This window comes from Methanocaldococcus sp. FS406-22 (assembly GCF_000025525.1).
In the GTDB taxonomy this organism is placed as follows: Archaea; AGJL01; Methanococci; order Methanococcales; family Methanocaldococcaceae; genus Methanocaldococcus.
The window spans coordinates 984,891-1,004,216 of sequence record NC_013887.1; the positions used below are offsets into that span (position 1 = coordinate 984,891).

Sequence of the window (19,326 nt, forward strand, 5' to 3'; positions counted from 1 at the left end):
TGGTGATTTATGAACTTAAATAATTTCTATGAATCTACAATCAATGGAGTATTTTTCCAATATTGTTTTGAAGCTGGTTTATTATATAAAAATGCTAAGTGCTATGAAGTTGAGGGAGTAGGCATTTATGATGAGTATTATGATGACTGTAGGAAATATTATAGAGGTCCAAAATCTAAATTAGATGTGAAATACTATTCCAACATACTACAATTCTATAAAGATTTGGATTATCACACTACAACGTTCAAATCTATAAAGGATGTGATAGAAGAGAATTTAGAAGATATATTAAAAGATTTTAAAAAATATTATTCTACTAAAGAAAGCTCATTCACGGAGAAAATCTCAAATGCTAACGAATTAATTTCTAATTTAGAATATACAAATCTGTATATTATTTTATACTCCGCCTTACATACTTCGATGGTATTTATTGAGGCAATTAATAAACATTTCCCAAACAAAAATTTAGAAATATGGTGTGATATTGGGATTAAAGATGATATTGAATACTTAAAACCAGATATTATAATTGTGGATGAAGATGAAACTGAAAATGAAGCTAAAAATTTTTTAGCTGTTGGGGACTTAAAAGCTCCAAAACAACTCTTAAATGCCTTAAATATGGGAGATATATTTAACGAAAATATGAATTTGATAACAGTTAATGAAGGAAAATTTTTGGAAAAACTACATATCCCAGAATACGTTACTCCATCTCATTTTATGCATATTGCCAATACTCAAAATAAACTCTTTAAAATTATGAGATACGCTAAAAAACTCAAAGTTCAAAAAATCTATTGGATTACTCCACTAAAAATATATTACTATGACAATAGTGATAAATTACAATATGAATTGCTCAAATTTCATGAGGAGCTTATTAACAAATTATCAAAAAATGAATATTTTGAACGTAATGAGCGTTTTGGTATTTTAGATTATAAAAAACATCTTAGTAGTGGAGATTACTACATTAAAAAAGAAGACGGGAAATTAATTATTGGAAATGATGTCATTGGGTATATAAAAGAATATAAGGGTTTTAGCAAAATAAAATTAAAACCTTACAAAATTCGTTCTGATGAAGCAACTTTGTTATTATCAAGAGGTTTCCATAGATATAAATTTAGTGAATTGTTAAATAGTGATGATGATATTATAATAAATGCTTCAGGGCAGGGAGTTGGTAAGAACTCTGTTTTAGAGGATTACTTAAAAAGCACTAATGCCAAAATATTATTAATCACTCCGAGAAAAATTATCATCAATGAGATGTTTAATAGACTAAATGGTCTAAGAAGAAATAACGATGAAAAACTCAAAGTTGCAAAGTGTTATAGAAAAGAGAGATTAGAATTTACCACCAAAAACAGAGTTCATGCATATAAAATCTATGATGCAGAGAATAGTAGTGATAAGTTCTTTAAACTTATATCTGAAAATTATGATGCCATATTAACAACTTCACAAACTTTGAGATTTATATTAACAAAAATTAACCAGATAAACACAGAAATTAAATATGTAGATGATTTAAAAAATAAATTAGAGTATAAAAAATTAAAAAATAGATTATTCGATGCCGAGAAAATGTTAGCATATAAAAAATTTTTCCAATATTTTGATTTGATAGTTATAGATGAATATTCTGCCAATCCAGATGATGTCAAATCATCAATTTTAGAGTTAATTGTTGTCTTAAACGAACTAAAAAGAGCATTTCCAGAAGAAAAATTTGCTAAAATTGTTATAACAGATGCAAGCTTAACGGACTTAGAAGGTTTTGTAGATCAACTACAAAGATTTGTAAAGAAATATAGTAATGGGGAAAGAGTATTTTATGATAAGATAACGATGGATGTTAAACCCAACTTATATACCACTATCAAAAGAGAAGATATTACTATCAACGGCAACGAGATTTATGTTGAAGATATTTTAATAAATGATTATTTAAAAAAGGAAGAGGATATTACCACTATTAAAAACAAAATAACACAGAGCACCAAATTACAATATTACCACAATAATTTTGAGATAGATAACTTATCAATTTCAGTGTTTAAAGTGCATTTTAAACTACCTTTAACTTTATATATCCACAATAGTGAAATAGTAGAGGTTAATAGGAAAGAGGATTTATTGGAAAAATTTGCTAAGAAGATTATTGAACACTGTAAAAATACTTTAAAAGATAGGTTTGATGAGGCAATATTAAATGGGGAGGTAGTGTTTTATTGTGATAATATAATGCTATGCGATGTTTTAGAAAGAGAATTAATTAAAGAGTATGGTAATAGGGATTTGTTTGTTGTATTGCACTCTCAAACTGATGCTGAAAGAATTACAAAAAAATTAAAAGATAAAGATATGAAAATAAATATTATTGGAACGTCATCTTTAGCTTATGGAGTCTCATTAGAAAAGCATAAATTTTTGTTTATAATCCCACCATATCCAGAATCGGGATGGGAATCCACATTTTATAAAGATGTTAGACACATTGAAAAGATAAGACAGGTTATAAATAGACTGAGAGGGTCTAAAATAAAAAGTGTCTATATTAACGCATTGGATTTTATATTTTGTGATGAAAATGAAGATAAGAATATAAAAGTTAGATATAGGTACTATGACATTAAATCAACGTTTAAAAATATTATATTAAATGATAATGTTGTTATAAAACCGCAATGTGTGTATTTACCTTTACAAACATGGAACAGATTGTTATTCAATAATTATGATAAAAAATCAGAATATAAGTTGCTAAGCTCATACATTTTTGCAGTTGAGTTTTTTGCACAAATTAGAAGTGCATTATTACAGTGTGGTTTCAAAGTTAATGATTTCGTAAATGTAAATGTGAAGGATTTGTCAATACTATCTAATTTATATTTAGTAACTTCACCAATGCTTACTCCATTTCAGATAAAGAATATAAAATTGTTTGTTGGTTATGATGCAGTCGGAGGAATAGTTCATTTAAAAAGGTTAGTCGATTATTGTTTATACATATTAAATGAATGTTGTGAAAATCCAGATTTAACAATGCCTAAGGGAATATCACTATTAGCTTACGTAATTCTGAAAGAACTAAATGTTAAAGAATGTAAAGATGGAGATATTAAAGTAAATTTAGATGGGAAAATTAGATTATATAAAAAAGCTGAAATTCATAAAATCATTGATGAAAAGTTTAAGAGCAGTAAGTTGAATGAGAAAGATTTTGTTAATGACATTTTATCTAAAGTATATAGGGAAGTTTTGAAAAATTGTAATATTATAATGACATTATATCTATTTAATGCATTATTCGATGATAAAGAGTTAGTTTCTGAATTATACCCATTTATGCATGCTTTAATACCACCATTATTGAATGTGGATGTTGGAAATTGTATAAACAAATGCATTGTTAAACTAACTATTGAGGATAAAGATTTTGATGAACGTAAAAAAAGTATTGGTATTTTGACAACACATCCATTACTATCGAGAAAAGACGATAAATTGGTAATGAAATTGATAAGAGAGATTTGTTATACACATTGTATTTGTGAAAATCAACTTCCAATACCGAGATTAAATAAGTTAGTTGAGTCTGGCTAATTGCTTATTTATTATTTATTAGCTTACCCCCACACAATAAACAAATTGCTTTTATTCTTTTTTCAACAGCATCTGGATTTATTATTCTTTTTAATCCAACTACTGATGGAAAGTCATCGTCTTCTGAAAAGACATAAGTCATCTTTAAAATATTTTCTACAACATCGTTTAGAGTGCATTTCCAACGTGCAATTTGAGTGTAGATTCTATGTTTATTTTTAGCCCTAAGCACCCCTGCAATAAACATGCTGTTTAATCCTTCAACAACACAAAAATGTTTTTTATCGTCAGTCTTTTCATCACAACTGTAAATACTTTTTTCTAAAACTATATAAACATTTTTGTCTTCTAATAATTTTTTACCAAAATATTCTTTTATAATTGTATTAATGTTTTTAATCATTTCTTCTGCTTCTTCAATACCTTTAACTCTATAAACCTCTAATAATACATTTTTGTGGGGTTCAACCCATTTTTTTAATTTTTTCTTTGCATATTTGGATAGTTTTAATTTATCTCCATCTTCTTCCAATGGTGTTGGTATTATGATGTAGTTTAATTCACCATTTAACAAACTTTTAATTTCAAAATAAGCTATTTTTTCTGATTTTCCTTCAAACTCAAATTCCCTATTGTATTGTGTAATATAACATAAATCAACATTTTTGCATATATTATTAATTGCGAATTCATAAGGATATAAGGATGAGTATAAGTTTCTTTCCTTTGGCAAATATGATTTTTTGAATACTCCACAAATATTTGGAATATCATTAATTTTGTTATTTGCCATTGTAAGAACAGTAGGTATTGATATAAGATACTTTTCTCTTTTTTTAACATCTTCCCCAACTTCAATATACACAAACGGATATGCTATATCCCCATCTTCATAGAGTTTAAACACATCCAATTTGTAGTATTTTCCATTAAAAGATTCAAATATATAGTCTAACTTTTTACATGCTTCATCTAAATTATCAAAACATTCATTGGCATAATTTAAAAACTCATTAAATTTACTATTTGACTTATACCCCAATATTCCTCTATCATAATTTTCTAAAAATTGTATTTGAACTCTTTCACTACCTAAAATCTCCTTCATTTGATAGTATAAATCGTGTATTGTGGTTTTATCGTTAGATTTCTTTGGTGGCAAATTAACAACAATGTAATAATGCTCATCGTTCTTCTTTATGCAATTGTAAATATCCAATGCCAAATATAGTGCGGCTATTGCAGTCCTCACTTCATCTATTTCTTTATTATCATTTATATGACATACTCTCCGCCCTAAAGGGCGGAGTTTCTTTAGGAGAGCAGAGGGTTTAAAACCCTCACCCTCCATGGGTTGCCAAGCCCACTATCCCTACCCCTTTCGGGGTTCGGGACTACCTTTTCCCAACTTAACGTCCCCAGCGGTGGGATTTTCGAGACTGAAGTTTCTGCTTCAGGTAGCGAAATCTTTGATTTCGCCTGAATCCCACCCATAATAACGTGGACTGGGGACAATCGTTAGATTCTAACTTCGAATATATAAAAATTACGCTTGTCCCACCCACCTCCCCTAATTCATCACCGCCCTAAAGGGCGGTGCTTTCTTAGCGACAATTAATGGTAAGATTTATAACCATTTTCGTATAATTTGGATATATCAATATAATATACATTAACTTCATCATAAAGTAGCTTACTACCAACCAATAATTCAAGTGCAAAATAATTAATGTGTTTTTCATTAATAACTGAGTTATTAAACCTTATATCGGCATTTATGAAAATAAAGTGTGCCTTTTTAAATTTATCTAAGGTTTTATCAATATAAAACCTACCTTTAGATTTTCGTCTATTGCTATCAAACATATATGGTGTATAATATTCACCCAATTGCTTCACAGCTTCAATAAATACTTTCTTACGGAGTGTCATTATTTCTTTTTGTAAATTCTTATTAACATTTTTATCAGATTTTCCTCCGTCCTCATTAGAGTTTATGCTCTCAATAACTTTAATGTATGCTTCTGCATAGTCGTCCAATACGGTTTTAATATCTTCATCACATAAATCTGTGTATGTAAAATCTTTGATAAGATTAGCAATATACATTTTAATCTCATCATCTCCATGAACATACATTTTTAATAGATAGTATAAAGGACCATATCCAAAACCTCCCCCATACAACCCAACGGACAATTTTATAGCATTTTCATTTTTATTTAATATTCTACCTATTTTTATTGAAAATGGTAGTGTTGGAGGTGAGTTTGCCTTGTATGTTTTCTTAAGCATTTCAAAGCTATCTTTTACTACTTTATCAACATTATTCTTGTTTTCATTAATATACTTTTTAATATATTCATCAACTAACACTTTATAATTTTTATAAATTTTATTATTTTTCCATTCTTTTTCATCTTTAATAATATTTTCATGCAACCATATTACAAATTCTACGAAATCTTTAACATCTTTATTGGTTATATTGTTAAGTTCTTTTTTTAGATGTTCTAAGGCTAATGACTCTAAATCACTAACTAAATCTTTATCAACTATTACTGTATTACATTTTGAAAGTTCAGATTGTTTCATTTTTTTATATTTAACTTTTAATTCCTTTTTATGAGGATATACTTTATTTAGTTTATCAAATTCATCAATAACTAAGCTTATTGTACCAATTTTGTGAGTAGATAAAATCTTTTCAAACCTACTATTTTTAAATTCGTGTTTAACAATATCTATAATGTCGTTATTATTATCTAATTTATTTAAATATCCAATCCAATTTACTATTAATTCTGGTATTATATCTTTATTAACAACCTTGCCTATCAAATCGTTAAATTTTGCAAATGGGAAGAGAAAAACCTCTTCACCATATTTCAATGAGTATGAATCTATTTGATTATCCAATTCTTTCAATAATTTTAACAATAACTTTTCATATTCCCCTCCAATAACAACCTTTCCGGTTGGACTTGTCATAATTTCACCATTTGTAGTTTGATATTCACACCAACAATAATTTAATTTTGAAAAATTAGAAATATAGACTCCTATCCCAATAATAACAAAGTAATATCAAAATGGTGGATGTTCTGTTAAATACAGTTCTATTTAAGAATATCATTATTTAAAAATTTCAAAATTAAAATAAAAAGAATTATCCAACTTTATTTTTATTTTTTAAAGCTCTCTTTAACATCCTTCTATACTTTCCCCACCTATCCTCTAAAGAAAATTTTGGAGGTTTTGGAATTACGGTTTTTTCTCCACACTTTGGGCAGATTTCTTTTAAAGTGTAAGTTCCACATTTTGGGCATTTTTTCATTCTCATCTCTACCACTTATTTTTATTTCTTACTTTCTCTATAGTAAGTTCCTTCTCCACCGAGTTTTTTAATTGTTGCTATTGCCTTTTCACAAACCTTCTTTAAAACCTCTTCTCCACTCTTGTAATCAGGGGCTATAACTAAGACCCTATACTTTGGAGCTCCTATGTAGGTTATCTTAACCTCAACATCCTCATAAGGGTTGGCTTTTAAAGCGGTTGTTAATGCTTTCTTTATTTGTTTAATTCCATCTGGGGCATAGGATTTCATCTCAATGATTCCCTCAACTTCAACGTTTGTTAATTCTATACTCTCCTTAGCAACCTCATACAAAACATTTTTCCATTCTTCACTTATTTCCAAATCATCTAAAACTTCTTTTCCTTCAATAACCATTGTTTCAAAGGCATTGTACAGTTCTCCAAACTCATCCTCCAACAAGTAGCCAACCTCTTCCCAAGCCTCATCTAAGCTCTTACCCAATTTTTCAGCGGCTCTTTCAAGCATCTTTGAAGCTCTTTGGAATCTCTTCCATTCTTGAACTTTTGCCCTTTTTTGCTGGTCAGTAACTCTCTTTAAAGATAAATCTATATGCCCTTTCCTCTCATCAACTCTTAAAACCTTTGCTACAACTCTCTGCCCAACCTTAACGTGGTCTCTAATGTTTTTAACCCATCCAGATGTAACCTCAGAGATGTGAATCATTCCCTCCTTTCCTGGATATTCTAAAAGCTCTACAAATGCTCCATAAGGTTTAACGTCTTTTACAGTCCCTATGACTATATCTCCTTCTTCTGGAAATTCTCTTCTCATAATAAACACCTCATAAAATTAAATTCTGTTTCTTTAAAATTAATTATGATGTAGTGATATAAAAAGATTGAATTGATGAATTTGCTTTTTTATTATTTGAGTTTAAGAGATATATATTACTTAGGTTTATTTCCAAACTTTATTTATAGATTTGGATAATAAAATTTAAGTTTTTAATTTACTTAAAGTAATACTCAATTCATCGAAAGTATTATAAAGGTTGAGGTAGAAAGTAGGATTATGAAAAATGAGGTGAAATTTATGAGTGAAGAGATAAAGGTCATTGATGTAAAAATATTTCCACACAGGTATTTAAAGGCAGAGACAACAGAAAAGGTGTTAAATGAGATTTACGATTTGGATGGAATTGTTAGGGTTATAGTTCATGGACAGCCATTGCCAAAGACTGTTCCATTCGGCCCTGCAAGAGGTTTACCAGTAAATCATCAAGATAGAAAAGTTATTAAGGTTAAAGGCGAAGAGATGGAGTTGAGGGTTAAAGTTGGGGAAATAATTATAACAGTTGAAGGGGAAAAACTTGAAAAGATAATGGATGGAATAGAAGAGATATGTAAAAGGAATTTTCCTTATGGATATGATATATATGTTGGGGCATTCACCAAAATAAAACCAACTGTAACTGATTATATGAAGTATGGAGATGTTAGCGGAATAGACCCAAGATTAATTGGTATGGTAGATGCATCAGCAAGGTTAAAAGACTCTGTAAAGATGATAAAATAAATAATTAAAAAAATTTTATTTAGAATACTTTCAAATCAATGCCTTCTATATAAACTCTTTTTCCTTCAACTTGCACAACCACTCCAGAATGAACCTTTTGCATCATGCAGTGTTTTGGTATAAATTTTACGGTTTTTCCAACCTCTGGCACTTTTCCCTCCACAATGCCCTCAAATGCAACAACTATCGCTATACCAACATCTTTATACTCTATTTTTTCTCCAGTTATCCTATGGCACGGCCCCACTACGTGGATTATGTATAAACCATGATATTCATCGATTATCTTAGCAAAGTGTGGAATTGAACAGCCTAAAGGTCTATATCTTATATAATCTCCAACTTTAAGCTCTTTTTTATCCATAATTAATAGTGTTTCCCTACAAGAGCATTCATTTGGTAGAGGTTTTAATAGAAAATCTGCCTCATATCCATCAATAACTCCAATGTATTTTTCCTGTTTTTTAATTTCTCCTTTAATCTTTAAAATCTCTTTTAATTTTTCATAGTTTTCTTTATATCTATCTCTAAGCAAAAATGGGCAGTCCTCTAATTTTACATCTTTATTCAATAATGCCTCGGCAAATAAATCACATCTCTTATAGCCACAAGCTCCACAATTGAATCCTGGAAGATATTTGGTAATTTCGTTTACTTCAACCATTTTACTCCCCTTCATACTCCATAAATCCATCTATTCTTCTTAAAATTCCTCTATGATACTTTTTACCAACCCTTGTCTCTCCAACACATAAAGTGCAAATACATAGTGGAGCGTTATGTCTCAACTCCTCATTTTCCAAATTTTTAATATCTTTGCTTTCAATGATTTCTTTCGCTATCTCAACACATCCCTGACCCGTAAGTCCATTAACTTCATAGATTCTACAATTTGGGTTCATCTCTAAAACTCTTTCTCTAAAAACCTCCCTTTCAGCTTGAGAGATGATATCTCCTTTTGTAATAACAACAATATCTGCACTCGTCAAGAACGGCCCTACTTTTCTTGGTGTGTTCGGCCCTGAAGTAGCATCAATGACACATATCCCCAAGCTATTTTTTGTGTAAGGGGCACATCTATGACAGAGACCAGCGGTTTCTATAAGCAGGATATCTCCCTTATCCTTAGCCCATTCAACCATCTCTTCAAAGTTGTATATTGCAAAGTGGTCTGGACACATATCTTTACTTAATCCAACCAAAACTGGGACTCCTAATTTTTTATACCTAATATCATCGTCAGTATATAAACAGTCGATTTTTACAACAACGGGTTTGTATCCTTCATTAATTAAGGTTTTTATTGTATGAATAAGTACAGATGTCTTTCCAGCTCCAGGAGTTCCTGCAACTATAGCCACTTTCATTCTTTCACCATTAAACTTACATCTTCATAAGTTAATCTCTCTCCTAACCTAATTTTTTCTCTTAGAGAGAGTAGCCAATTATCAACCTCATTTATTCTTCTTGCAATCTCCTTCTCTTCTTCAGTAGTCTCTATAATCTTCTGCATTCCACCATTTCTCATTACTATCCTTCTATCAGTCATTAAAGCTAAAACTGGGTCGTGGGTTATAACTAAGACGATCTTTCCATATCCAGCTAATAATTTTAAAGCTTCATGCTTCTTTATTCCAGCATTTTCAATCTCGTCTATTAAAACTATAGGAGAGTCGCTTATAACAGCCACATCAGCAACCATTAAACTTCTTGACTGTCCTCCACTTAAGATTGTTAAATTATAATCTTTTTTTATTGGCTCTCCAGTTAGTTTATTTGCTAATTTTAAGACTTCATCAACAATATTTTCTCTATAAACTCCTCTACTCTTTGCATGCATTAAAATAAACTCTTCTACAGTCATATCAGCTAAAAAATTCATGTTTTGGGATAGTTGGGCAATCCTTCTCTTTTTTGGGTCTCTTCTCATCTCTATTGGAGGGACTTCTCCATTAACTAAAATCTTTCTTTTTGATATAGTATCTCCTTGGGCTAACTGCTCTATATCGCTAATTAAGTTGGATTTTCCACTGCCTGTAGGTCCAACAACGCCAACTATCTCCCCTCTTTTTATTGTAACTTCTTTTACTGGCTCTGGGTTACCGTTCTTGTCATAACCACCAATAATTGTTATCTCCTTAATCTCCATATTCCCATCCTGAAATGTTGATTTTTCTTATAAGAAAAATTGATGCATATGTTCATATGATAAGGTTATTTACAATTACTATTAGATAAACAGTTTTATATAATTTTTGATTTTTTGCAGAATAGTTTAATCCATTAATTTATTAATCTAAATTTATAAATACAAATTGTAAAAAAAGGTAAACTGTCCTTTATCATTTAATTTAAATTTTAATAAAAAAAGTGTATCTACCCTTGGAAAACCGTGGCCTTCATTGAAGCCATAACGGCTACTCGGCACGGCCGCCGTGTGGGTAGAATGCCGAGGTGGTTTCATCCCCTGCGGAAGGTCACCACCCGGGACAATATATTAATTTATGCATAAATGATATATATTTTTTGCTATTACTTCTCAAGCCAGCCAAAGTATTTTTCTATTATATACCAAGCCCCTTGTGGAGGAATTAAGCCAATTTCTGTTATTATAGCATCTATATATTTAGCTGGTGTTACATCAAATGCAGGGTTCCTTATCTTTATGCCTTTGTATTTATCTTCAAATGTTGTTACTTCCTCTGGGCTCCTTTCTTCTATTTCAATTAACTCTCCAACTATGGTTTTTGGGTGAAACTTATATGTCTCAGCAGCTGTTAGAAAAGGCACTCTGCTCTCATTGGCAATTAAAGCAATTTGAGAAGTTCCTATTTTATTTACAAGGCAGCCGTTTGCTGTTATGGCATCAGCCCCAACAACGACAATATCTATCTCTTTTATAAAATACCTGACTGCAGAATCAACTATTAAAGTGACATCAATACCATAATCGTAGAGAGTTTTTGCCGTTATGTATCCTTGATTTCTTGGTCTTGTTTCAGTGCAGAAAACCTTGATATCTTTTCCTTCATCATAGGCAGTTTTTATAACGCTTATCGCTGCTTCAGAATTGCAGTGAGTTAAAATTGTGTCTCCATCCTTTATTCTATTAGCTCCAAACTTTCCTATATTCTCAATGGCTTTTAGTGAGGAGTTTATAAATTCGTCAGCCCTCTCTATAACTTTTTCTTTTGGATTCTCTTCATTTAATCCCTTTAATACATACTTTACAGCATTTGGTAGAGAAACAGCTGTAGGTCTTGCTGATATTAATATATTTCCTGCCTCTTTCATTTTATTTTTGAATTCTTCTTCACTTAAATTGCTGATTTTTAAAGCATATTCTTTTAATGCCTTAGCTGCAGCTCTTCCTATTCTCCCCGCCCCCCTAATCTCCATATTTTTGATTTTTTCATAGGTTTCTTTTATAATGTCCATTTCACTCATTTTAAACACCAAATTTTATTTTATATTATCTTCCTTAATAAATGTTTGTTAATTTTAAAAGATATTATATTTTTCATCAAAATAAAAATTATTGAGGTTCAATCTTCTCCAATTCCCTCATTAATTTTATTGTCTCTTTTATTATATAAACAACTTTGTAAATATGCTCTAATTCATCAATTGTTAATTTTCTTCCTTTTCTGCCTTTTAGATATTTTTCTATAACTTTATAGCCACCGATTTTAAACTCCCAAACGTTTTCATCAATTCCTAATAAAATTGTTTCTTTGTTTATTTTAACTCCTTTTTTCTTTTTATCATATTTTACACTTTCAACTTTTAGATTGTTTCCTTCAATGTCAATGTCTTGAGTTGGGATATTTTTCATTAAGTGGAGTTCAACCAACTTTTTCCCAATCTCTTTGTATTTTTCAAAGGTTTCTTTATCATATAAAGGAATTCTTGGGAAATCTATCTTTAAAAATTCTTTGTATTTCTCCCTATATTTTGGGTCGTGTAAGATTGCATAAATATAATAAAGGAAATCCTCTGGTGTTGCGTTGTATTTCTGTTTGATTAATTTTAGGACATTTTCTTTAATGTTTGGAACTTTTTGAATTTCTTTGGTTATTTTGTTTTCAATGTATTGGTAGAGTGGGAAAATATAAACTCCTTCTCTTGTAGCAGAAGATAACAAACATCTATCCGTAATTTTGTCAGTAATAAGTGTATAATTGAATTCTTTTAGATTGGATGATGATATTTGCCTAACTGATGCCAAACCAATATTTTCTCCTAAAATAAAATGTTTCATAGTGTCAAATAAAGCCCTCTGTAATAGATGATTGTCATAATACACATATCTAATGTCAAACGGTCTATAAAGAATTTTCATTATTTTTTCTTCTTTAAATTCTCCATCTCTTCTGGCTTTTTTTATCCTTTCAGACGGTTTCCATGCAGAAGTATCATTTAATTTATACTTCTCCTGTATTTTTTCAATTGAAACATTTGGATTTAAAATGTCTTTTATAATTGACTTTATTTTTTCTTTTTCAAATTGTATTAATGCATCATCCTTACCTGAAACAATACCACTTCCATAAATCTTAAAAATATCCGTTAATTTCAAAAACTTATTATATTCATCTTCCAAACTCAAATCCTTAGGAACAAAGAAATAATATGGTTCTTTTGGTTTTAACTCTTTCCATTCAACGGTTTTAATTGTATTGTTTTCTAAAAACTCATATTTATCTTCTCTCTTAGTTAAACCAGCATCATGAACAATTGAGTAATAATAAACCTTACAATCCTCTGCTTTATGTTTTCCTTCTCTCAACTTAACAAAAATCCCAATACAAACCCCTTGCTGAATATCAAAGACATTTTCATCCTTCTCTCCTCTTCTAACATTCCCATGCAAATTTAAAATATAAATCTCATCAAAAACCTCCATTAAACACTGTCTCATCCTTCTATGCACTAAACCATCCAAATAAGAATTATTTGTTATAAATCCAACGATTCCCTTTCCATTCTGTTCAATCTTCCACTGTGCAAATCTAATAAATTTAACATACTCATCCTGTAAAGCTCCCTTCTTTTTCTCCTTCTCAACTCCCAAACCTAATAAATAATCCTTCATTAACTCATGTATCCATCCCTCACTTGCTCTAACTTCATAAGGAGGATTTCCAATAACTGCAAAGATATTAACCTCTTTCTTAACTTTATCTGCCTCTTCCCTCTCTTTATCCAAAATCCTCTCAAAAAGCCCTGACTGTTTTGGACTTCTCATTAAATCCAAAGCATTTGTTAAATAGACGTTAAACCTCTCTTCCCCTCTTAAAGTTATGTGCCAGTTGTGTAAAAGCATAGATAGCTTTAAATGAGCAACCAAATAAGGAGATATTAAAATTTCAAATCCATAAATATTCTTTAACAACCTCTCTTTTAAATAAACATGGAACAAAGTATGTTTAACATTCTTATGCACTCTTTCCAAAACAGTTGCTAAAAATGTCCCTGTCCCTGTTGCTGGGTCTAAAATCCTAACATTCTCATCATGCAACCTCTTTCCAAATCTATCCTTCAAAATCTCATCAACTGAATTAACTATAAACTCAACAACTGGCAAAGGTGTGTAATAAACTCCCTTGCTCTTTCTAAGTTCTGGGTTGTAGCTTGCTAAAAAGTCCTCATAGAAGTGCAAAAACGCATCCTCTTTTCCAACAATCTTAAAGCTATCTTCTATCTTCCTAATATCAATGTTATTTAATATAGTTATTATCTCATCAACAATCCAATCTAAATAATCTGGCAAATCAGAAGCAATATGTTTAAAAATTTCATGGATAACTCTCAACGACTTAGGAATTCCTTTAAAAGCAACCTTCTCCTTTGTTAATTCTCCTTCGATATTAAACCTCGCCATAAACAAACCATAAACTATTGTTTGAGCATAGGCATCAGCAAACTCCTCTTTTTTCATATCGCTTATTAAATGCTCTTTAAACGCCTCATACAAAGCTTTAATCTCTTCATTTTCATCTAAATTCTCTAATATTGCATCTCTCAACAATCTTGCCCTCTTTGCCAAAAACTCTGCCAATTTTGTTGGCTCTTTAATCTCTGGAGTGGATAGGGATAAAAATCTCTCAATCAATCTTTCAAACTTCTCAATATTTGCCTCAATTAAATTTAAATTATCATCTAAGATAACAACATCCTCAACCTTCTCTCCATATTGATACAAAATAAACTCCTTATAGTTTGTTAAAATTAAGTTCTCTATATTCTCTTTATACCTCTCTAACTGCTCTTTATCTCTCCCCGACAATTTATGCAAATCAACATCTATGTTTTTTGTCTCAATATATCCAACAATCTTTCCTTTACCTTTTATTTTAAAGTCCGGAGCTCCAAAATCCTCTCTCCCTGACTCATGGATTACTTTAACATCACAACCATTTAAAATATTTTTTAAAAGCTCTTCCAATGGAGTTCTAAAAGAATACTCACTAAACTCTCCCTCGTTATAAATCTCTCTAACTTCTTTAGCATAATTTTTTAAAACTGCCTTCATAATATCCCAATATCTATTTTATTTGCTATAGTTTTATTCCAATTTCATTATTTATTAATTTTAATCCTTCATAGTTCATTGTAACATCTCATCAACAAAACGGCATCATATTCTAACATTGGACTTTCACATATAACAGTTCCAGAGGCATCAAAATCCTTTAAAACTTTTAAAACATCCCTATAATTAAAATTAGATTCTTTTAAAGGTAAATGCCTCCTTTCCCCTCCCTTTCCATACTCTATTCCAGACAAATGGATATGCATATCTTTTATAGCCTCTTTTCCTAAAACACCCTCAACCTTTTCAAGGATTTTATAAAAAGAGTTGTAATCATTTATAACTCCCCTACTTCTTGCATAGATATGAGAGAAATCTATACATGGCAGAATATCCAATTCAAAACAAAGTTTTAAAGTCTCATCAACATCTCCAAATTGTGTAGTTTTTCCAGTAGTTTCTGGTCTTAGCATAACATTTAAATTTAAATCCTCTAACTTATCTAAAATCCTCTGAATATTTGATTTAATTCTATTATAGGCCACTTCCTTGCTCCTTTTTAAATAATATCCCGGATGAAAAACCAAATTTCTCCCACAGTTATTTAAAACCTTTGCAGTTTTAATAATCCTCCTTATGCTGTTCTCTATCTTTATCTCCTCATTAGCATTGAGATTTATATAATGGGGAGCATGGGCAGAGAAGATAATATCTCCCCCATACTCTTTTAGCTTTTTGGCATAATCCTCCTTCATATAAACTCCTTTAACAAACTCCAACTCCATAGCTCCTAAGTTTAGCTTTCTTAAAACATCAACACCCTTAAATTCATCCTCTGCAGATATTGGAACTCCAGCAGTGCCAAATATCAACATAAGAACCACATTTTATTTATTCTTCCTTCTTTTCGTTATCAACTGATTCTGGAGGAACTCTTGCAACCGTTATATAGCCAGTATGTCCAATCATCCTTGTTGATGGCCTAACGCCTTTTTCAGAGACCTCAATCTCCCTCTCAATAATCTCATAGGTATGGATGTCCCAAAATCCTTCTTCTTTAAGCTTTTCTACAGTTTTTTTAACTTGCTCTATGTATGGGAGGTAAGTAACTATCCTCCCCCTCTTTTTATTCAAAGCCTTTTTTGCGTTCTCTACAACGTTCCAAGGGTCTGGTAAATCTAAGACAATAACATCAACATCCTTCTCATCTATCTTCTCCCTAACATCACCAATTTTTTGTATAACATTAAATAACCCATCTTCAATCTCAATTTCATCCTCATCATCAAATTCTTCATCTAAACCAATAATTTTCTGCCCTTTCCTTATAGCCCCAACTCTCAGCAGATTTTTTCGTGCAACCTTGGCAAACTCTGGTCTTATGTCGTAAGTTATAACCTTTCCAGTCTTACCAACAGCATTTGATAGATACATAGTTAAAGCTCCAGAGCCAGTCCCAGCCTCAACTACTGTCTCCCCCTCTCTAATTCCAGCCCTTGCAATAATAAATCCAATATCCTTTGGTAATAGTGTTGTTACTGTTCTCTTCATCCTCTTTAAAACATCAAATAATGTTGGTTCAACCAAATAAAATCTATGTCCTTTATGGGATTTTAGCTCAACTCCCTCCTCAACATCTTTCATATCAATAACTCCCAAATCAGTCCCAAACTTCTCAACATTCTTTTTTAATAAATACCTCTTCCCTCTCTCATCCACTAACAATTTATAGGCAAACATGGTATCACTCTATAATTAGCTTTGTTTGTTTTGATTTTTCTAATATTCTTTTACATGTTTTCCAATGAGTTCTTGCAATATCTGGAAGTTTTTTGTGTTTTTTAAAGTAGTTCTCAAGAAATTTTATAGTCTTTGGGTCTGATGGATAACCGCTCCCAATATCTCCATAAATCTTTTTGTAGTTATCTATTATTTCATCCCTCTCTGCTTTAGCTATTATTGAGGCAGCTGAAACTACCGAATATTTGGCATCTGCCTTATGTTCAGCTATAATTTTGACATTTAAATTTCTTTCTTTAATTATATTATCCAGTTTTTCTTTAAAATCATTTTCAAATTTTTTGGCATTTGTACTACACGCATCTAAGTAGATTTCAATCTTTTCATCTTTTATACCTAATTTTTCTATCAAATTTTCGGCAACCTTAGAAAATGCATTGATTTCAATTTCATTTAAGTTTATGGTGCTCATCAATTGGTTTATTTTCTCTGCCTCTAAGATGAGTTTTTCCACATATCCTAAATCTTCAAGTAACTTCTTTAAATAAGCTCTTTTATTTTTAGTTAGTTCCTTACTATCTCTAACTCCCAATTTTTTTAACTCTTCTTCTTTATCTTTTTCAATTGCAAAGGCACAAACAACCATAGGCCCTAAAACGGGCCCCCTACCTGCTTCATCAATACCTATGACTATCATGACTACACCTCATATTCAAATCTACGAGGCATTGCCGAGCGAAGCGAGGCAATGCATCTGGGGTATACCAATAGGGGGTTTCCCCCTATGGATAGGAAATAGATTTCTGCCCATAAGCTTATTGCTATATAATAATTTCTACTTAGTTTAAGCAGTAAGCATTTTATATGCTTTTTTAAAGAATTATTAAATACTACAAAAAACCTAATTGGGTGAAATAAATGATTTCAAATGATGAGATTTTAGAGATTTTTGATAAATACAACAAAGATGAGATAACAATAGCAACCTTAGGGAGCCATACATCTTTACATATTTTAAAAGGGGCGAAGTTAGAGGGCTTTTCTACTGTCTGTATAACTATGAAGGGTAGGGATGTTCCATACAAGAGGTTTAAAGTTGCTGATAAATTTATATACGTTGATAACTTCTCTGACATAAAGAATGAGGAAATTCAAGAGAAGTTGAGAGAGTTAAATGCTATTGTTGTGCCTCACGGCTCTTTTATTGCATACTGTGGTTTGGACAATGTGGAAAACAATTTTTTAGTCCCAATGTTTGGGAATAGAAGAATATTAAGATGGGAGTCTGAGAGGAGTTTAGAAGGCAAGTTGTTGAGAGAAGCAGGGTTAAGAGTTCCTAAGAAGTATGAAAGCCCAGAAGATATTGATACAACAGTAATTGTTAAATTCCCTGGAGCAAGAGGAGGAAGAGGCTATTTTATAGCATCATCAACAGAAGAGTTTTATAAAAAGGCTGAAGATTTAAAGAAGAGAGGAATATTAACCGATGAAGATATAGCTAATGCCCATATAGAGGAGTATGTTGTTGGAACTAACTTCTGTATACATTATTTCTACTCCCCACTGAAAGATGAAGTTGAGTTAATGGGAATGGATAGAAGATATGAGAGTAATATAGATGGGTTGGTTAGAATTCCAGCAAAAGACCAATTAGAGATGAATATAAACCCAAGCTATGTTATTACTGGAAACATCCCAGTTGTCATTAGAGAGAGCTTATTACCTCAAGTATTTGAGATGGGAGATAAGCTGGTTGCTAAGGCTAAAGAGTTAGTCCCTCCTGGTATGATAGGGCCTTTCTGCTTGCAAAGCTTGTGTAATGAAAACCTTGAGTTGGTTGTATTTGAAATGAGTGCAAGGATTGATGGTGGAACGAACAGCTTTATGAATGGTAGTCCTTACTCCTTCCTATACAACGGTGAGCCGTTGAGTATGGGACAGAGAATAGCAAGAGAGATAAAAATGGCTTTACAGTTAGATATGGTTGATAGGATTATTTCTTAAATATTATCTTACTGAATAGAGGTATAATTAAAAATAGCTAATTAAAAACCTTTATCTTTTTGCTTAAAAGATTTTTATTTAATTTCTAAGGGTCTGTTGGTTTAATCATTTGGAATATTTATGTTTATTGAATTATTTGGATTTTTAAAATTTAAGATTGGATAATAAGTTAAATAAAAATTCCCCAACCAATAAGTTAAATCTTCAAATTTAGAAAAATAAAAATACTTAATTTAACTAAAAGAGAAAGATTTAAATATTAGTGGGTTTATAAATAAAAATAGCCATCTACCCTTAGAAAAATATAGTGCCGAAAAGTATAAATATTAGAAAAATAATAAAAAATAGATTGTGAATGATTGCCCTGTTAAAATAAGACCGATTCGGTATGGAAACGTTCAGACAATTGCGGGTTGGAAATGAGTGCGGGTGTGGTTAAAATAAGACCGATTCGGTATGGAAACTTGCAAGAAGCAATTCCAGACAACTCTTCATTTGCATCTTTGGTTAAAATAAGACCGATTCGGTATGG

15 protein-coding genes and 1 CRISPR repeat array (1 of these 16 cut by a window edge) are annotated in these 19,326 nt (G+C 30.9%); of the genes, 3 read left to right on the forward strand and 12 right to left on the reverse strand.

Annotated features, from left to right (window positions below; all coding sequences use genetic code 11):
* Positions 1 to 9: 9 nt before the first annotated feature.
* The gene (locus MFS40622_RS04940) at positions 10 to 3,621 is read left to right on the forward strand and encodes a DEAD/DEAH box helicase family protein (protein WP_012980579.1); all 3,612 of its coding nucleotides are present in this window, start codon (positions 10 to 12) and stop codon (positions 3,619 to 3,621) included.
* A 4-nt stretch (positions 3,622 to 3,625) separates the two neighbouring features.
* On the opposite strand, the gene MFS40622_RS04945 is transcribed toward MFS40622_RS04940, so the two are convergent.
* The 4 genes from MFS40622_RS04945 to MFS40622_RS04960 form a co-directional block, all read right to left on the reverse strand.
* Positions 3,626 to 4,972: a hypothetical protein gene (locus tag MFS40622_RS04945; protein ID WP_012980580.1), complete on the reverse strand. Its 1,347-nt coding sequence runs from the start codon at positions 4,970 to 4,972 to the stop codon at positions 3,626 to 3,628.
* Positions 4,973 to 5,235: 263 nt separating this feature from the next.
* Positions 5,236 to 6,612: a hypothetical protein gene (locus MFS40622_RS04950; RefSeq protein WP_012980581.1), complete on the reverse strand. Its 1,377-nt coding sequence runs from the start codon at positions 6,610 to 6,612 to the stop codon at positions 5,236 to 5,238.
* Between the two features lie 178 nt (positions 6,613 to 6,790).
* Positions 6,791 to 6,964 carry an RNA-protein complex protein Nop10 gene (locus MFS40622_RS04955; protein WP_048197478.1) on the reverse strand — a complete coding sequence of 58 codons (174 nt, stop codon included), beginning with the start codon at positions 6,962 to 6,964 and terminating at the stop codon, positions 6,791 to 6,793.
* A gap of 15 nt (positions 6,965 to 6,979) precedes the next feature.
* Complete coding sequence (locus tag MFS40622_RS04960) at positions 6,980 to 7,771, reverse strand: translation initiation factor IF-2 subunit alpha (protein WP_012980583.1); 792 nt, start codon at positions 7,769 to 7,771, stop codon at positions 6,980 to 6,982.
* 261 nt (positions 7,772 to 8,032) lie between these two features.
* Here MFS40622_RS04960 and mcrD point away from each other — a divergent pair, with 261 nt between their 5' ends.
* Positions 8,033 to 8,515, forward strand: a complete 483-nt coding sequence (gene mcrD / locus MFS40622_RS04965; RefSeq protein ID WP_012980584.1) for a methyl-coenzyme M reductase operon protein D — start codon at positions 8,033 to 8,035, stop codon at positions 8,513 to 8,515.
* Positions 8,516 to 8,534: 19 nt separating this feature from the next.
* On the opposite strand, the gene MFS40622_RS04970 is transcribed toward mcrD, so the two are convergent.
* The 8 genes from MFS40622_RS04970 to rnhB all read right to left on the reverse strand — a co-directional run bounded on the left by MFS40622_RS04970 (position 8,535) and on the right by rnhB (position 17,487).
* Positions 8,535 to 9,179 (reverse strand): (Fe-S)-binding protein, encoded by a 645-nt coding sequence (locus MFS40622_RS04970; RefSeq protein WP_048197479.1) that lies wholly within the window; start codon positions 9,177 to 9,179, stop codon positions 8,535 to 8,537.
* Position 9,180: 1 nt separating this feature from the next.
* Positions 9,181 to 9,882 carry a GTP-binding protein gene (locus tag MFS40622_RS04975; protein WP_012980586.1) on the reverse strand — a complete coding sequence of 234 codons (702 nt, stop codon included), beginning with the start codon at positions 9,880 to 9,882 and terminating at the stop codon, positions 9,181 to 9,183.
* A complete protein-coding gene (locus tag MFS40622_RS04980; RefSeq protein ID WP_012980587.1) occupies positions 9,879 to 10,664 on the reverse strand; it encodes an ATP-binding cassette domain-containing protein in 786 nt (261 codons plus the stop codon). The genes MFS40622_RS04975 and MFS40622_RS04980 overlap by 4 nt, the downstream gene beginning before the upstream one ends.
* Positions 10,665 to 11,047: 383 nt before the next feature.
* A complete protein-coding gene (locus MFS40622_RS04985; protein ID WP_012980588.1) occupies positions 11,048 to 11,953 on the reverse strand; it encodes a ribose 1,5-bisphosphate isomerase in 906 nt (301 codons plus the stop codon).
* A 97-nt stretch (positions 11,954 to 12,050) separates the two neighbouring features.
* The gene (locus MFS40622_RS04990; protein WP_012980589.1) at positions 12,051 to 15,050 is read right to left on the reverse strand and encodes a type ISP restriction/modification enzyme; all 3,000 of its coding nucleotides are present in this window, start codon (positions 15,048 to 15,050) and stop codon (positions 12,051 to 12,053) included.
* Between the two features lie 68 nt (positions 15,051 to 15,118).
* Complete coding sequence (locus MFS40622_RS04995; protein ID WP_012980590.1) at positions 15,119 to 15,925, reverse strand: deoxyribonuclease IV; 807 nt, start codon at positions 15,923 to 15,925, stop codon at positions 15,119 to 15,121.
* 16 nt (positions 15,926 to 15,941) lie between these two features.
* On the reverse strand, positions 15,942 to 16,790 hold the full coding sequence (locus MFS40622_RS05000) for a tRNA (adenine-N1)-methyltransferase (protein ID WP_012980591.1): 849 nt from the start codon (positions 16,788 to 16,790) through the stop codon (positions 15,942 to 15,944).
* 4 nt (positions 16,791 to 16,794) lie between these two features.
* On the reverse strand, positions 16,795 to 17,487 hold the full coding sequence (gene rnhB, locus MFS40622_RS05005) for a ribonuclease HII (protein WP_012980592.1): 693 nt from the start codon (positions 17,485 to 17,487) through the stop codon (positions 16,795 to 16,797).
* Between the two features lie 221 nt (positions 17,488 to 17,708).
* Here rnhB and MFS40622_RS05010 point away from each other — a divergent pair, with 221 nt between their 5' ends.
* A complete protein-coding gene (locus tag MFS40622_RS05010) occupies positions 17,709 to 18,794 on the forward strand; it encodes a formate--phosphoribosylaminoimidazolecarboxamide ligase (protein ID WP_012980593.1) in 1,086 nt (361 codons plus the stop codon).
* Positions 18,795 to 19,160: 366 nt separating this feature from the next.
* Positions 19,161 to 19,326: a CRISPR direct-repeat array (repeat unit 30 nt; unit sequence GTTAAAATAAGACCGATTCGGTATGGAAAC) (it continues 407 nt past the right edge of the window).

Bases quoted from the DNA above. Each gene is read 5' to 3' on its own strand.
- mcrD (WP_012980584.1), top strand. From the start codon at position 8,033: ATGAGTGAAGAGATAAAGGTCATTGATGTAAAAATATTTCCACACAGG.
- MFS40622_RS04970 (WP_048197479.1), bottom strand. From the start codon at position 9,179: ATGGTTGAAGTAAACGAAATTACCAAATATCTTCCAGGATTCAATTGT.
- MFS40622_RS04990 (WP_012980589.1), bottom strand. From the start codon at position 15,050: ATGAAGGCAGTTTTAAAAAATTATGCTAAAGAAGTTAGAGAGATTTAT.
- MFS40622_RS04980 (WP_012980587.1), bottom strand. From the start codon at position 10,664: ATGGAGATTAAGGAGATAACAATTATTGGTGGTTATGACAAGAACGGT.
- MFS40622_RS05010 (WP_012980593.1), top strand. From the start codon at position 17,709: ATGATTTCAAATGATGAGATTTTAGAGATTTTTGATAAATACAACAAA.
- MFS40622_RS04955 (WP_048197478.1), bottom strand. From the start codon at position 6,964: ATGAGAATGAAAAAATGCCCAAAATGTGGAACTTACACTTTAAAAGAA.
- MFS40622_RS04975 (WP_012980586.1), bottom strand. From the start codon at position 9,882: ATGAAAGTGGCTATAGTTGCAGGAACTCCTGGAGCTGGAAAGACATCT.
- MFS40622_RS04950 (WP_012980581.1), bottom strand. From the start codon at position 6,612: ATGACAAGTCCAACCGGAAAGGTTGTTATTGGAGGGGAATATGAAAAG.
- MFS40622_RS04995 (WP_012980590.1), bottom strand. From the start codon at position 15,925: ATGTTGATATTTGGCACTGCTGGAGTTCCAATATCTGCAGAGGATGAA.
- MFS40622_RS04945 (WP_012980580.1), bottom strand. From the start codon at position 4,972: ATGGAGGGTGAGGGTTTTAAACCCTCTGCTCTCCTAAAGAAACTCCGC.
- MFS40622_RS04985 (WP_012980588.1), bottom strand. From the start codon at position 11,953: ATGGACATTATAAAAGAAACCTATGAAAAAATCAAAAATATGGAGATT.
- MFS40622_RS04960 (WP_012980583.1), bottom strand. From the start codon at position 7,771: ATGAGAAGAGAATTTCCAGAAGAAGGAGATATAGTCATAGGGACTGTA.
- rnhB (WP_012980592.1), bottom strand. From the start codon at position 17,487: ATGATAGTCATAGGTATTGATGAAGCAGGTAGGGGGCCCGTTTTAGGG.
- MFS40622_RS04940 (WP_012980579.1), top strand. From the start codon at position 10: ATGAACTTAAATAATTTCTATGAATCTACAATCAATGGAGTATTTTTC.
- MFS40622_RS05000 (WP_012980591.1), bottom strand. From the start codon at position 16,790: ATGTTTGCCTATAAATTGTTAGTGGATGAGAGAGGGAAGAGGTATTTA.